This window comes from Paenibacillus sp. J14, assembly GCF_000518465.1.
Taxonomy (GTDB): Bacteria; Bacillota; Bacilli; order Paenibacillales; family Paenibacillaceae; genus Fontibacillus; species Fontibacillus barengoltzii.
Genome location: NZ_JADQ01000011.1, coordinates 1 through 15,108, shown reverse-complemented (window position 1 = coordinate 15,108; position 15,108 = coordinate 1). Strand labels below are relative to the sequence as shown.

The window sequence follows — 15,108 nt, the reverse complement described above, 5'->3', positions numbered from 1 at the left end:
GCCCATTACAAAATAAAAGGAGAAGAACGACGATGAAAAAAAGATGGATGCAGATTCGACAATTGTTGGAGGTCCGTACACTACGCAACCGGATGCTCATCATTTTTGCCGTACTGCTGGCGGTCCCTAATCTGGCGACCTCTTACTCCAGCTATACCCGCGCCAGCGAACAGTTACATGAACAAATGGATGATAACACCCAAGCGAGCGTCAATCTATTGAATAAAACGATTAACCATATTGTAGAGGCGGAAGTTCGCAACGTGGAGCAGCTGGTGCAGCAAATCGATTCCGCCCAGGTGGATGCCAAATCTCCGGAGCTGCGGAAACTCATTGACCTCTTCGTAGAAAAACATCCAGAGCTAGAGAATCTGGTAGTTGGCAATCAGAACGGAGCGTGGATGAAAGCCCCCGATCCTGGCAAACAGGACTATGACCCGCGCAAACGGGATTGGTATATCACCTCCATGGAAAACCCGGAGGAAACCGTAATCATTGATCCGTTCGTATCGGCGACGACCGGCAATTTTAATCTTTATATCAGCCGCGCGTTAAAAGACCATCAAGGAGCGATCACGGTCGCCCTGGACTTGGCAAAACTGAATGCGGACGTCAGCAGCATTCACTTGGGGGAACGCGGGTATATTTATATCTTGGACCGTTCGAACAAGTTCGTCTCGCATCCGACCAAAACGGTTGGTGAAGAGGCTTCAGGTGAACATCTGGCGAAAATCCATGAGGCGGAATCGGGCTATTTGACGTATACCGATCCAGAAACCGGGAAGGAAGAAAGCGCGTTTTTTACGACCAACCCACTGACCGGGTTTAAAATCGTTGGGGTTCTGGATGTGCAGGAATTCCGCGACGCCTCAAAGCCAGTCATGTGGACTTCCCTCATTGTCCTGGCTGTCTCAATGATCGTTGCGGGCACCTTGCTCATCATCGTGATTTTGAGCATCACGCGCCCGATCGAGCGGCTTAACCGTTCGGCCAAACGGGTGAGTGAAGGTTACTTGAACGAGGATGTAGCCACGAAGCGTAAGGACGAGATCGGTGAACTGACCGCGAACTATAACAGCATGTTGGCTTCCCTGCGGGGAATGGTGCGGGAGATGTCCGAAACGGCCAGCCAACTAGCAGCTTCAAGCGAAGAATTTACTGCAGGAACAGAGCAGAATGCCAAGGCAGTGGAGCATGTCGCCCAGCTAGCCTCGGTCGCTTCGGATCATGCGGAGAAACAAGCGGCCGCTTCATTAGACAGCGCCAAGACGATGGATGAAATGTCCCAAGGCATCCGGAAAATCGCGGACGCGTCCGGTCTCATCGTTGAGTCGTCGTTGCAAACGGTAGAGGATGTCCGGGAGGGCAGCGGGAAGGTGAACCTCGTCGGATTGCAAATGGAAGAGATTCGCCGGTCGACGCTGGAATCGGCGGAGATCCTGCATCAGATGAATGAGCTCAGCGGACAGGTTGCCGGAATGAGCAGCGCGATTACGGAGATTGCCAACCAAACCAATCTGCTGGCGCTAAATGCAGCGATCGAAGCGGCGCGTGCCGGCGAGGAAGGACGCGGCTTCGCCGTGGTAGCGGGCGAAGTGCGTAAACTGGCGGAACAGTCTGGAGCGACAGCGGAAATGATTCAACGGACTATCGGGCAGATGACCGAACTTACGAGCAAGGCCTACGAAGTCATGAATCATAAGGTGAATACGAATGTCGAGCGGGGAAGAGCCGTAACCGAGGAAGCGCAAACGGCCTTCCAAGCGATCGAGCGGTCTACGCAGCGGATATCGGAGCAAATTCATGAAGTGTCGGCCATCACGCAGCAAATGTCGGCGAGTGCCGATCAAATCGCTCACGCAGTTGAACAAATTGCAGCAACCTCGTCCAGCAGCATGGAGGGCCTGCAAGAGGTGACGGCGGCAACCCAGGAACAGCTGGCGTCTATGGAAGAGATCTCCTCCGCCTCAGAAGGCTTGGCTCGGATGGCCGCAGATATGCATGAGCAGATCGATCGGTTTAAGCTATAAGAGGTCAAAATAGAATCTATGCCGTTCATGCCCCTAGTCACAGTTCGTGGCGAGGGGCTTTTTTTCGTTTGAGATTTCCACCCTGAGCCGGGCGCATAAATCCGCCCCGAGACGGATGGAGAAGATCCGAGGGTCGATTAAGATGAATAGCAGCAACGACTTGGATCGATCTCCATTCACGCTTACTTTACAACGTAACAATGTTATGTTACGCTGTTTGTGCAATGAAAGGAGCATGACAATGAGTGAGGATTTGATTTCCAAGAAGGAATTGCTGGATCTGACAGGCATTTCGTATGGACAGTTGTATCGCTGGAAGCGCAAGAACCTGATCCCGGAACAGTGGTTTATCCGTAAATCGTCTTTTACCGGGCAAGAAACGTATTTTCCAAGGGAAAAAATCCTGCAGCGCATTGACCGCATTCTGGGCATGAAGGACGATTTATCGCTGGATGCGCTGGCGGATGTCTTCTCAGGGAGTCCGAAGGATATCCGTTTAAGCGCGGATGAACTACTGGAACGAAACATTGTTACATCTACATCGTTGAACTTATATATGGAGACTACAGAGAAGAAAGAGGCGCAGCCGAACTTTGGCTTCGATCAGATGTTAATCGTCTACGTGCTCGATAAGCTGCTGCAAAGCGGGGATATTTCCCTCGAGGAAGGGCGTTTATTGGTTCAGGCGCTTGAGGACCATTTACCAGGCTTGGCTGGGAAGGAATGCGGCGTACATCTCATCCGTAAAATGGGGGTGGCCGCCTTTATCCTGGTGCCGGAGGATGGGGACATTTTTGTTGACCGCAGTGTCCGGACGATCGTTCGGTTATCGCTGGCGCGCTGCACAGAGGAATTAAAACTATTGGTGAGCGGGAGTGAAGGATGATGGCGGAACGAAGCGTTAAGGATTTGAAAATTAACGGTGTAGGTCAGGCATCCGGCGGCGTGTACCGTGAAATCCAGACGGAGGGCATTGCCACATTAAACGGGGACATTACCTGCGAAGTCTTGGAAGCCAACGGGACGCTGAAAATCAAAGGAACGATCCAAGCTGGCCAAATGAGCTTCAACGGCACTGGTTCCTCGGAGGGGTTGCTGCAGGGCGGCAAAATCGAGCTGGACGGAATGTTGAAGGTCCACCAAGATGTGCGATTCACCTCGCTGCATGTCCAAGGAATGCTCCAATCCAAAGGCTCTGTGATTGGTGAGACGGCGAAGGTGGACGGCGCTTTGAAGCTGGACGGCAATGCTGAATTTGAAACCGCAGAGGTGGACGGCCAGCTTCAGGTTGGCGGGATGCTGAATGCGGGAAATCTGAAGCTGGATTTGGAGGGTCCTTGCCATGCGAAGGAAATCGGCGGGGAAGTGATTGTGGTTCGCCAGCGCAAAGGCAAACGTCTGTTGGATTACATCTCTCCCATGTGGGCTTCGCGGTTGACGGTCGATGTAATCGAAGGAGATGACATTCGGCTGGAGGGGACGAAGGCGGAAGTGGTGCGCGGTAACTCGGTTGTGATTGGACCGGGCTGCGAAATTGGCCGCGTGGAGTATAAGGAACACTATGAGGTTTCACCGCAGGCTTCGGTTGGGCACGCGGAACAGAAATAACGACTCATCACTCAGGAGGGATTGAGGATGGCTGAACAAGTTATGCAAGACCGCAGCGCCGATTTGAAGATCGTTGGCAACGGGACATCAAACGGCGGGGTTTTTAATAAAGTGAAAATTGTCGGCGAAGGCGAAATCAATGGAGATGTGAATTGCCGCAGCTTGAATTGTACCGGAACGCTGGAGGTGGACGGAGGCTTGCGTGCCGAGACCGTCAAGGCGACTGGCACGATTGAGGTTACCGGGCCGATGCGCGGAGAAGAGCTGCATCTTACCGGCACCCTTAACGTCCGAGGCGGGCTTCAAGCAGGCCGAGCCAAGCTGAATGGGGAGCTTCGCATTGATGGCGGCATCGCAGGAGAGGAGATTGGGCTGTTTGGAAGCTGCGAGTTGAATGGTGACTGTCAGGCCGAACGGTTGCGCCTCAAGGGGGCGGTTCAAACCCAAGGCACGATCAATGCCGAGCGGGTGGAGATTGGGATGTTCGGCCGCAGCGAAGCGGGGGAAATCGTCGGCGGGCAAATCCGCATCGCTCCGCACCCGACCTGGAAGTGGGTATCGCTGTTTAAGCAATGGGGCACACCGGCGTTGCAGGCAAGGGTGATTGAAGGGGATGTCATTCGTCTGGAAAATACCGTAGCCGATGTCGTGCGCGGCGGGGATGTCCATATTGGTCCGGGCTGTCGGATCCGACTCGTGGAATATACAAAGCACTATCATCAAGACCCGCACAGCGAGGTGGGGGAGCACTTGAACGTTTGGAGGAATGAATAAGATGAACACACAAAAAAGCAGCCGTCTCGGCTTCGTGGTTGCCGGTCTGCTGCTCGGAATCTTAATGTCCGCCATGGACAATACGATCGTGTCTACGGCAATGGCCACGATCGTGTCCGAGCTCGGTGGACTGGATAAATACGTATGGGTGACCTCCGCATACATGGTCGCGGAAATGGCGGCGATGCCGATCTTCGGTAAGCTGTCCGATATGTATGGGCGGAAACGTTTCTTTGTTTTTGGCATAGCATTGTTCTTGTTAGGGTCTATTCTCTGTGGTACGGCTGACACCATTGTACAGCTCAGCATCTACCGTGCGATCCAAGGGATCGGGGGCGGGGCATTGATGCCCATCGCTTTTGCCATCGTGTTTGATGTGTTCCCGGTGGAGAAACGCGGTGCCATGGGCGGTTTGTTTGGCGCCGTCTTCGGGATCTCCAGCCTGGCCGGCCCGTTGCTTGGGGCATTTATTACCGACCATCTGAACTGGCGCTGGAATTTCTACATCAATATCCCGCTGGGGATCGTCGCTTTGTTCCTGATCTTGGCTTTTTACCGGGAATCGGCCGTTCACTCCAAACAACGCATCGATTGGTGGGGGGCAGTAACCTTGATTGGTGCAGTGGTTGCCCTGATGTTTGCCTTGGAACTGGGCGGGCAGTTGTACGCCTGGGATTCCGGACAGATCCTTGGCCTGTTTGCGGCGTTTGCCGTGCTGTTTACGATTTTTCTGCTGGTAGAACGTAAGGCGGAGGAGCCGATCATCTCCTTCGCGATGTTCCGCAAACGGCTGTTTGCGAGCAGCAACCTCGCCGGGTTGTTTTACGGTGCCGCATTTATTGCAGCTTCGGTGTATATTCCGTTGTTCGTGCAAGGGGTCACGGGCGGTACGGCGACCAACTCGGGCTTGATCCTGTTGCCGATGACGTTGAGCTCTGTAGTTGCTTCCCAAGTTGGGGGCTTTCTCGTGCAGCGTACCAGCTTTCGTAATGTGATGATCTTATCGGCGGTTATTTTTATCTTGGGGATCGCTTTGCTGGCCACAATTACGCCGGACACGACCAAGTTGATGCTGTCGATTTATATGGCCATCGCAGGTTTTGGCGTGGGGTTCTCCTTCTCTGTATTGGGAATGTCGGCCATTCAAGATTTTGGACCTTCGCAGCGGGGAGCTGCCAGCTCGACGATGTCGTTCATTCGCTCGCTGGGGATGACGGTGGGGATTACGATTTTTGGGATCGTGCAACGCAACTTGTTCGCCAATCGGTTAAGTGAATCGTTATCCGGCATGGGCGGCGGAGCCGAAGGGCTTCCATCCCTGGATGATCCTCGGACGCTCCTGGCTTCGGAAGCACGTAAAGCCATTCCGGCACCGGTCCTGGAGCAGATTGTAACGGATCTGTCGAAGTCGATTACCACGATGTTTTGGTGGACGCTGGTGCCAGCTGTTCTGGCTTTGATCACGGTATGTTTTATGGGCCATGCCAAAATGAGCGGGTTTGGGCCTAATGCGGCGAGTCGTACTGAAAAGAAGCCGGTGGTTTCGGAGTGAGATATATCCAGATTCAAGGGAATCAAAGAAACAATTGACATCCCTACAGTTCATATGGATAATCTATAGTTTATCCTGAGCAATAATGAGGTGTTTACGTGAAAAGTAATGAGTCACAGGCTTTGCCTTCCGGGAGCTTGTTCCGGAACAGGTTCTACCAGACGATCCTGATCTCTAACCTGTTCTTGCAGATTGGGATCTGGGTCCGTAACTTTGCGATTCTGATGTTTGTCACTGACCAGACCAATAACGATCCGCTGGCGATTTCGCTCATTTCCGTCGTGGAGTTTGCGCCGATCTTCGTGTTCTCATTCATCGGAGGGGCATTTGCGGATCGCTGGAAGCCGAAGCGGACGATGATCTGGTGCGACTTCCTGTCCGCGGTGTCGGTCTTCGCCGTACTGCTGACGTTGCTGTACGGTTCGTGGGAAGCGGTTTATTTTGCCACCTTTATCTCGGCCATTTTGTCGCAGTTCTCGCAGCCGTCAGTTATGAAGCTGTTTAAGCAGCATGTCCATCCGGATAAAGTGCAGCAAGGGATGGCGTTGTTCCAGTCGTTGGTCGCTATTTTCATGGTGATTGGGCCGTCGCTGGGGATTTACTCCTATCATCAATTTGGGATTTACATCTCGATTGGCGTGATGGGCGTGGCTTTCCTGCTCTCCGCTTTGGTGCTGTTCCGGCTGCCGGCGGATGCGGAGCCAGAGGAGAAACAGGAGAAAACCTCCAATATTCGCAAGGAACTGGCGGACGGCTTCCGCTATGTATGGCGTAGTCCGGTACTGAAGGTATTGGGCGCCACGTTTGCCATTGCTGGCTTCTCGGTTGGGATTATTCAGACGCTGGGGTTGTTTGTCGTCACCGAACGTTTGGGTCAACCTAAGGAATTCCTGCAATTTTTGCTGGCGGTGAACGGGGTAGCGATGTTGATTGGCGGCGGTGTAATTATGGGCTTAGCAAAAAAAATCCCGCCTCAAATGCTGTTAGCCTTCGGGATGGCGGTCAGCGCTGTCTGTATCGTGGGCATGGGGCTGTCGACCAGCGTTCCGTTGACGTTGGCATTGCAGTTCCTGAACGGATTGACATTCCCTTGCATCCAGATCGGAATCAACACGATGATCCTGCAATGGACGGAGCAATCCTATGTCGGCCGCGTCAATGGTGTACTTAGCCCGATGTTTATGGGCATGATGGTCATCATGATGTCGGTGTCCGGCGTGTTGAAGACGTTCTTCCCGCTTGTTGGCATTTACGCGGTATCCGGCACCATCATGCTGCTGGGCGCGATGATCCTAGTCCCGATCTTCAAGCACAAGCCGGCGGTGCAGCCACAGCCGCAGCCGCATCTGGAAGGTCAGCCAACGAGCTGAGGTTGGCAGTAATGAAAAAGCTGTCCCTTTGGGGCCTAATTGAGGGCCTCGGGGACAGCTTTTTTGAGTTGTGGCTTGGGGCTTGCATCTCCTTTAGCGTGCATCAACATCTCCCTTGCGCCCTGCGGCATAGCCAAAGAGGGCGGTTATGATCGAAACACCGGTGATCACAGCAAGCGGGGTGTCCCAATTGCCGCTAAGATCGTGGAGATAGCCAAACAGCGTTGGCCCAAAAGCAGCCAAGATATAACCAATCGATTGAGCCATGCCAGATAGAGCACTGGCCTGCTCCGTTGTGCGCGAGCGCAGCGAGAAGAACACGATCGCCAGACCAAAGGTGGAGCCGGAACCAACCCCAAGCAGAAGGATGAAGAGTGGAGCTAGCGAGACCGATCCGGCCCAGATGCCGCCAAAACCTATCACGCATAACGCAGCGGAGGCGGCGGTCAGCCACTTCTGGTTGTCCGATCGCGCGGCGAACAGCGGCATTAAGAAGGAGCCGGCCATACTGACTAACTGCATCAGCGATAACATCCAACCGGCTTGTTCGGCATTCATCCCGCGCTCCTGCAGGATGTCCGGCAGCCACGAAATGCTGACGTAAAACAGGAACGACTGGAAGCCCATAAATATCGTCACCAGCCAGGCAACCCGTGAACGCCAAAGATTGCGGAGCCGTGGAGCAGATGCAGGGCTTAGATTAGGCTGACCGGACAGCGTGCGTGAGGAAGTGTTGGTTGCTTCCCCTTCCTTCGGGGTGACGGAACGGCCCGCAACGGCTGCGTTGTTCTGGTTCCGGCTGGCTTCGGCGTATTTGGGCAGCAGCGGCAGCCAGACCAAGCTGGCGATCGCCGTCAACACCCCCCAAATCATTAACGCACCTCGCCACCCCAGCGGGCCTTGGGACAACGGCACGCTGATCCCGGAGGAAATCGCCGCCCAGAAGGTCAAGCACGTGGTGAACAGGCTAGTCATCAGACCGACTTGCTGCGGGAAGTCGCGTTTGATCAGCCCGGGCAGCAGCACGTTACAGACCGCGATCGCGATGCCGATCAACGCGGTGCCGGCAAATAGCGCAGCAACGGACGGCAGGGAGCGGACGAGGATGCCGCCGGTCATCAGGACCATGCTGAAGAACAACGTCCGCTCGATCCCCAGCTTTGCGGACAAGCCCGGCGCAGCCAGCGCAAACACCGCGAAGGCGATCAGCGGCAGTGTCGTCAGCATGCCTGACATCGCGTGCGACAAGCCCGTGGCCGCCTCGATTTCGCCAATGAGGGCACCTACGCCGGTGATGGGCGACCGCAGGGCAGCGGCGGTCAGAAGCACGGCAGTGACCAGTAGCCATACTGAGGTGCGGCGCGTTTGATCTAAGTCTGGGTTAGAGGCGGACGCGATCGTTTTATTCATCTATAAGGAAGCCTCCTTCTTACATCGACGAAATCAGCAACAAGAGCGGTGCTCTTGAAGTTGATACCCTAGTTTGGAGACGCTGCGAATTATTTTATGCAGTAAATTTATGAGGAACGTTTGTGGCAGGTCTCAGATGCAGTCCAGTATACTTCAAGTTTACATCGTGCGGCAAATTTTGGGTGATTGGTCACCTGTTCCAGTTGGAGAAGTATATGGAAGAATATGGCGAGCATGTGGTATAATAATGAGTAAATCACAAAACAAATATAGAGCCGTGAAGCACACGCCTTTTGTTGTTGGACGATGTAGTTGTCTCGTCCGTCGACGGAAGGCGTTTTATTTTTCCATTGGAGGAGGTTGGTTGGATGGGATTTCAGGAGACGTATGCGCAGTGGATCAGCGATCATTTGGGACGCCGGCAAGGGGAGAGAGAACGAAGATTGAGGGAGGGGCATGGGTATGCGGAAAAGGCATTTGTCGAAAAAGTATGGTGGCCCGCTTTCGGGCATTTTCGGCAGCTTCATCCTGAATATGAGGTGACCGATTTTAAAGACGGATACCGCTATCTTGACTTTGCTTACCTACGTTCCGGAATTAAGCTTGCCATTGAAATCGACGGATATGGCCCGCATCTGCGCGGGATCAGCCGGGATCGCTTCTCCGACCAATGTCGGCGGCAAAACGACTTGATTCTGGATGGTTGGAAGGTGCTGCGATTTACATACGATGACGTCAGCGAGAACCCGCGTTACTGTCAGCAAACATTGCAGCAGTTTATGGGAAGGTGGCTGGGGGAGGCGGATTCTTTGTTGCAGGCCAACTACCATGAGAGGGAGCTGCTTCGTCAGTTCCTTCGCGCGGGGAGACCTTTAACACCGGGGGACATCTGTCACATGATGGGAGTGGAAAGCAAAACAGCTCGCAAATGGCTAAGACAACTGTCTGAGAAACAGTGGATCCAACCTGCCAGCGGCAGCGTACGCGTTCGTTCCTATCGACTTTCGCTCGACGCCGAGCGGCTTCTTTTGTAATTTGCGAGGAGAATAGCGCCCTTTTATGGTCTTATTTGACTCTCCCAGACAATTTCCGGGGAAATAACGGTAAAAAATGTCCTTATAATTGAGGAAACGTCGCAATAAGCGTGAGTTTGGGCTTCCTATCGTAAAATAACGCCACAATTTTCCCTTATCTCGGTGAAGTGGCGTGAAATTGACGAAATAAGGTCCATTTTTACCGTTATCGCCCGGGTTAGAAGGGAGAGGGGAGCGGCAAGGCCGCCTCCCCGCGATGCTCATCGAAAATTCGGACCGGTGACGCCGTCCTCTAAGATCTGTTTGGGTAGGTTATCCGAAGACGTTCCGCCGTTAGAATTCCCAGATCCACTTGTGCCGCCTTGCCCCCCGGATCCTGTACCACCGCTTTGACTACCGCGGTTACCACTTCCGTTGCTCCCACGGTTGCCGCCACCGCTCCCCGTATCTCCGCTATTGCTGCCCCCAGTCGAACCAGCTTTGACTTCACGCACCGCGATGACGTTGGGTTGTGCCGGATAGGTATCTTTGGAGAGTAACGTGCGCTCAACGGTCTTGCCGTCCACTTTCTTGATGCGGTATGTCTCCACGACATATCCTTGCTTTCCACGCACGAGCACTTGCTGGCTGCCCGCAGGCAAGGAGCGGTTGATCACATACTTGTTGGGCGGGGAAATGACTTCGGTTGTACGGGACTCCAGCGTGTAACTCACGTTCTCCGGCATATCGCCAAAAAGCTTAACAGTTAGTTGACCATTTTTCACCTCGGCTCGGATGAGGAGATGGTGGCCGGAGGTGTTTTGGAAGCGGAAGTTGATGTAGCCTTTGGCGAACGTGGCGTCCTGACCTTTGGGCAAGTATTTGACCGGAAGGGAATGGTTGCGTCGCTCCACGATGGTCAGCCCGGCACGAACCGCCGCATTGTAGAGCGTGCTCGACACCTGGCAAATGCCGCCTCCAACCCCAGGGGTCAGCCGCCCTCCAAAAATAACCGGCGCCTCCCGGAAGCCGTACGTCTTCTCGGCATATTCAATCACTTCGTTGTAATCGAAAATTTCGTCTGGAGCCAATACCATCCCGTCGATGCTGCGGGCTGCCGCGTCCACGTTATGCACCCGCCCGGCCCCGCTGGACATCAGGCTTGTGGAGAACTGGATGATTTTGCGGCGGATGCCTTCTTTTTTGAGCCGTTCTACGGTGATTTCGGGCTCTACGGTTTTGAGCGGTACGGTAAACTGCAACGTAGGAAGCTGTTTCGATAACGCGTTTGAGGTTGGTTCATGCCATGAATTTTTTTCCAAACGACGCACTTCTTCACCAAGCTGCTTTGGCACCATCTCCAATAAGCGTTCCCAGTCGATGCGTTGCACGGCCGTACCCGGCAAATAGCGGATTTGGTCTTGCGGCGTAATCGTTCGCACGGCGTTCACTGGGGAGCCAAATCGATTCTTTTCCCACTCCGGGGAAAACATCGTCTGCAGCTTCTTCGGATCGAAGGTGATGCTGAGCGTCTGCTGCCGAGGAAAACTTCTTCTCGCCATTCCCCGTTCCCATAAGGAGCCTTCTTCCAGTCGCTGTACCTCATCATGAAAAGCTTCTGCATCAAATGTAATCCCGGCATCCTCCCAGGTGAGGGTTTTGGTAGTGCCGTCGACTGTAAACACAGCTTGTTTCCGGTTTAATGCGGCGATCTCCTGGTCAAGGAGCCGCAGCGCTTCATCACGCTGGCGCCGACCCAGATCCAATCCGGCCACAACGGTGCCCGCAGGCAGGGTGTCCTGTGAGACATAGAGTGTGAGCGCTCCCCAACTTGCGGCGCCGAGAAGCCCAACGCAGAGGAATATAGCTGCCAAATGTTTCTTTTTCATAGCCGTCTCCTTTAGGCCGCAGCCCTTGAGATTCATAGAAAAGAACCTTGTACAACTATATGTATGATCAAACAGCTGGAAACTTTCGGGTACTCAAGTGGTAACATCTTTGTTACAATAAATATCGGACTTCAAGGAATTTCCTCAACTTTTAAAGGATTTGGCTGGAACATGTCGAATGTAAGATAGGGCCACCTATAGAAACGGAATCATAGATTTAGGACGTGATCAAGTGATAGAAATGCAGGATGTCTGGAAGACATATCCGAACGGTACCCACGCCCTTAAAGGCGTTTCGGTCAAGATCGACCGTAATGAATTCGTGTATTTGGTTGGTCCCTCCGGCGCAGGGAAATCGACTTTTATGAAGCTGATTTACCGGGAAGAAGTGCCCACCAAGGGGCAGATTTCTGTGAACGGCTTTAACATTGGCAAGCTAAAACCTCGCAAAATTCCCTATGTGCGCCGAAATATCGGGGTGATTTTCCAGGACTTTCGTCTGCTCCCGAAGCTAACGGCTTACGAGAACGTGGCGTTTGCTTTGGAGGTGATCGAAGCCCCGAAGAAGATTATTAAGAAACGCGTAATGGAAGTGCTCGACCTGGTCGGGCTGAAAAATAAAGCAAACCGCGATCCATCCCAACTATCCGGCGGTGAGCAACAGCGGGTGGCGATCGCTCGAGCGATCGTCAATAATCCTTCCGTCATTATTGCGGACGAGCCTACGGGGAATCTCGATCCTGAGACCTCCTGGGGGATTATGCAGCTGCTGGACGAAATCAACTTCCGAGGCACTACAATCGTTATGGCTACCCACAACAAAGAGATTGTCAATACGATGCGCAAACGCGTCATCGCGATTGAACACGGCAATATCGTGCGAGACCAGCTGAGAGGGGAATATGGTTATGACTATTAGCACCTTCTTGCGGCATTTGCGGGAAGGCGCAAAGAGCGTGTTCCGCAACGGTTGGATGTCGGTGGCGTCCATCACCTCGATCATCGTATCGTTGCTGATCTTAGGCGTGTTCACCTTGCTAGTGCTGAACGTCAATGCGTTTGCCGATGAGGCGGACAACCAGGTACAGATCAAAGCATACCTCAACTCAGATGTGACCGAAGCCGTACGCGACCAGATCTATAACGATATCGGCTCCATGGAAGAAGTCAGCAAAGTGAAACTGATTCCTAAAGCCGAAGGTCTCAAGGATTTCCGGGAGAAGCTCGGCGAGGAAGGCAAGGATCTGCTGGAAGGGTACGACGAGACGACGAACCCGATTCCTGATACGTTTGAGGTTAAGGTCATTGAACCTACTACGGTGCCTTACGTAGCCAGCAAGATTAATGCCCTGAACGATAAATACGAAGAGAACCCGATCTATAAGGTTAACTACGGACAAGGTACGGTGGAAAAGTTATTCAAAATCACCCGGGCGATCCGCAATATCGGATTTGCCTTTGTAGCGGGTCTTGCCCTGATGGCGATGTTCCTCATCTCCAATACGATCCGGGTTACGATCTTAGCCCGTCGCCGGGAGATTGGCATCATGAAGCTGGTCGGCGCGACGAATACCTTTATACGCTGGCCGTTCTTCGTAGAAGGCGCACTCATAGGTTTGATCGGTTCTTTGATTACCGTTGGCGTGCTGTTCTTTAGTTATAACGAGCTGGTGACCTCGGTCAAATCCGACGTGACGCTGGCTATTCAACTGGTGCCGCTGCAAGATATCGGTCTGGAACTAGGCGGATTGCTGGTTGGCTTAGGACTTTTGATTGGCATTTGGGGAAGTACGATGTCGATTCGGAAGTTCTTGAAGGTGTAGCACATTGCAATCAAAAGCCGAGGTCTTCTTATATCTAGAAGAGTCGAACTTTTAACTACCTTATACAAGAAGGATGGGGAAACGAAGTTGAAGAAATGGATAACCACACTCACCGTTGTCGCATTAGCCGCTTTGATTTTCCAACCTACTGAAGGCTTCGCCAAGACCAAAACCATCAGCCAGATCGACAAAGAGCTGAAGCAGCTTCAGGAGCAGGCTAAGCAAGCCAAAGCGCAGCAGGAGAAAGCCGAGAGTCAGAAGCAGGAAGCGCAGCATTACGTCAATAAAAACACCAACTATCTGAAGCAATTAATGAGTCAGATTGAGGTTGTCAGCAATGAGTTAACGAAAATCTCCCTCGAAATTGAGGAAACGGAAGAGGATCTGCGTGAAACCGCGCAAAAATTGGACGAGACCCAGGCGCGAATTGAAGAGCGATCCCACTTGCTTGACACTCGCGTTCGGTTGATGTATACGGATGGCGTCGTTTCCTATTTAGATGTGCTGCTGTCCTCTACCAGCTTCACCGATTTTCTTGAGCGCGCGGACTCCCTCCAAGCGATTGCCAATCAAGACCATATCCTGTTGGACGAACATAAACGGGATAAGGAACTGATTGAGCAACAGAAGCAGCAACTGGAGCAGGATTATGCCAAAGTGAAGCAGCTTTATGCGGATGCCGAGTCGCGGAAGAGCGATCTGGAAGCGAAGGAGATCGAGAAGCAGCAGTTGATTGCGAAATACAACGCGGAGATCGAGGAATCCGAAGATATCAGCGCGGAGCAAGAAGCGCTCCTGGTTGAGCTGGCGAAGAAACGGTCGGCGTTGGAACAAGAGAAGAACAAGCTAAAGGCCGCACAAGTATACAAATATAAGAAGACTTCGTCCGGTTCCGGCGGATTTAAGGGGAACGGAGGTTCCTTTGGATTGCCGGTGGATGGTGCACGCATCTCTTCCGGCTACGGTACGCGTATCCATCCAATTACGGGTGTGAAGAAGACCCATACAGGTGTGGATTTCGCAGCACCGCAAGGTACGGACATTCATGCTGCTCAGGACGGCGTCGTCATCGTTGCAGAATGGTGGAGCGGCTACGGCAACACGGTCATCATCGACCACGGTGACAACGTATGGACGCTTTACGGCCATATTCGCAACGGCGGGATTAAGGTTGAGAAAGGCCAGCACGTGAAGAAAGGCGAAAAAATTGCCGAAGTCGGAAGCACGGGCAATTCCACCGGTCCTCACTGTCACTTCGAAGTCCGGATCAACGGTAACCCGGTAGACCCAATGCCTTATTTGTAATAAAATAACTATAGTGTTCGAGCGAAAACGGATACCGCCTCTTTGGGCAGGGTCCGTTTTCACCGTTAGATTGGGTTATTAGCACCGAGAAGGTTGGATGAAGCTAGAGACTGAGTAGCGGAGCTAAACGTTTTCGTAGAAAACGACTTCGGAAGCATAAGCTTGTACGGGCTACGTGAGCAACGGAAGGCTCGGCTGAATTCAAGATTCGACGTCGATTAGGCTACTTGAGAGTGCCACGTGATAAGAAGCCAATTTTAAAACCACCTGGTTAGCATGGAAGATTTAAAATTGGGTTATTAGCACCGAGAAGGTTGGATGAAGCTAGAGGCTG

The 15,108-nt window shown here is 52.9% G+C and carries 12 protein-coding genes; 10 read left to right on the top strand and 2 right to left on the bottom strand.

Going from position 1 to position 15,108, the window contains the following annotated elements:
• Positions 1-32: 32 nt before the first annotated feature.
• The 6 genes from M891_RS0105520 to M891_RS0105495 all read left to right on the top strand — a co-directional run bounded on the left by M891_RS0105520 (position 33) and on the right by M891_RS0105495 (position 7,334).
• On the top strand, positions 33-2,030 hold the full coding sequence (locus M891_RS0105520; protein WP_028538121.1) for a methyl-accepting chemotaxis protein: 1,998 nt from the start codon (positions 33-35) through the stop codon (positions 2,028-2,030).
• A 241-nt stretch (positions 2,031-2,271) separates the two neighbouring features.
• Positions 2,272-2,916, top strand: a complete 645-nt coding sequence (locus tag M891_RS0105515; protein WP_028538120.1) for a YhbD family protein — start codon at positions 2,272-2,274, stop codon at positions 2,914-2,916.
• A complete protein-coding gene (locus tag M891_RS0105510; protein ID WP_051416850.1) occupies positions 2,916-3,638 on the top strand; it encodes a hypothetical protein in 723 nt (240 codons plus the stop codon). Before M891_RS0105515 ends, M891_RS0105510 begins: the two co-directional genes overlap by 1 nt.
• Positions 3,639-3,665: 27 nt before the next feature.
• The gene (locus tag M891_RS0105505; protein ID WP_028538118.1) at positions 3,666-4,412 is read left to right on the top strand and encodes a hypothetical protein; all 747 of its coding nucleotides are present in this window, start codon (positions 3,666-3,668) and stop codon (positions 4,410-4,412) included.
• Between the two features lies 1 nt (position 4,413).
• On the top strand, positions 4,414-5,964 hold the full coding sequence (locus tag M891_RS0105500; RefSeq protein WP_016314103.1) for an MDR family MFS transporter: 1,551 nt from the start codon (positions 4,414-4,416) through the stop codon (positions 5,962-5,964).
• Positions 5,965-6,062: 98 nt separating this feature from the next.
• A complete protein-coding gene (locus M891_RS0105495; RefSeq protein WP_028538117.1) occupies positions 6,063-7,334 on the top strand; it encodes an MFS transporter in 1,272 nt (423 codons plus the stop codon).
• 93 nt (positions 7,335-7,427) lie between these two features.
• Here the strand turns inward: M891_RS0105495 and M891_RS0105490 are convergent, their stop codons facing one another.
• The gene (locus M891_RS0105490; protein WP_028538116.1) at positions 7,428-8,744 is read right to left on the bottom strand and encodes a CynX/NimT family MFS transporter; all 1,317 of its coding nucleotides are present in this window, start codon (positions 8,742-8,744) and stop codon (positions 7,428-7,430) included.
• 368 nt (positions 8,745-9,112) lie between these two features.
• Between M891_RS0105490 and M891_RS0105485 the strand changes: the two genes are divergently transcribed.
• The gene (locus M891_RS0105485) at positions 9,113-9,778 is read left to right on the top strand and encodes a hypothetical protein (RefSeq protein ID WP_028538115.1); all 666 of its coding nucleotides are present in this window, start codon (positions 9,113-9,115) and stop codon (positions 9,776-9,778) included.
• A gap of 260 nt (positions 9,779-10,038) precedes the next feature.
• On the opposite strand, the gene M891_RS23370 is transcribed toward M891_RS0105485, so the two are convergent.
• Positions 10,039-11,646, bottom strand: a complete 1,608-nt coding sequence (locus M891_RS23370) for a VanW family protein (RefSeq protein ID WP_036699466.1) — start codon at positions 11,644-11,646, stop codon at positions 10,039-10,041.
• Between the two features lie 232 nt (positions 11,647-11,878).
• On the opposite strand from M891_RS23370, the gene ftsE reads away from it, so the two are divergent.
• From ftsE to M891_RS0105465, 3 genes are all read left to right on the top strand, one after another.
• A complete protein-coding gene (gene ftsE / locus M891_RS0105475; protein WP_009225387.1) occupies positions 11,879-12,565 on the top strand; it encodes a cell division ATP-binding protein FtsE in 687 nt (228 codons plus the stop codon).
• Positions 12,555-13,469 (top strand): permease-like cell division protein FtsX, encoded by a 915-nt coding sequence (gene ftsX, locus M891_RS0105470; RefSeq protein ID WP_028538114.1) that lies wholly within the window; start codon positions 12,555-12,557, stop codon positions 13,467-13,469. Before ftsE ends, ftsX begins: the two co-directional genes overlap by 11 nt.
• Positions 13,470-13,556: 87 nt before the next feature.
• A complete protein-coding gene (locus tag M891_RS0105465; protein ID WP_028538113.1) occupies positions 13,557-14,774 on the top strand; it encodes a murein hydrolase activator EnvC family protein in 1,218 nt (405 codons plus the stop codon).
• The last annotated feature ends 334 nt before the right edge of the window (positions 14,775-15,108 follow it).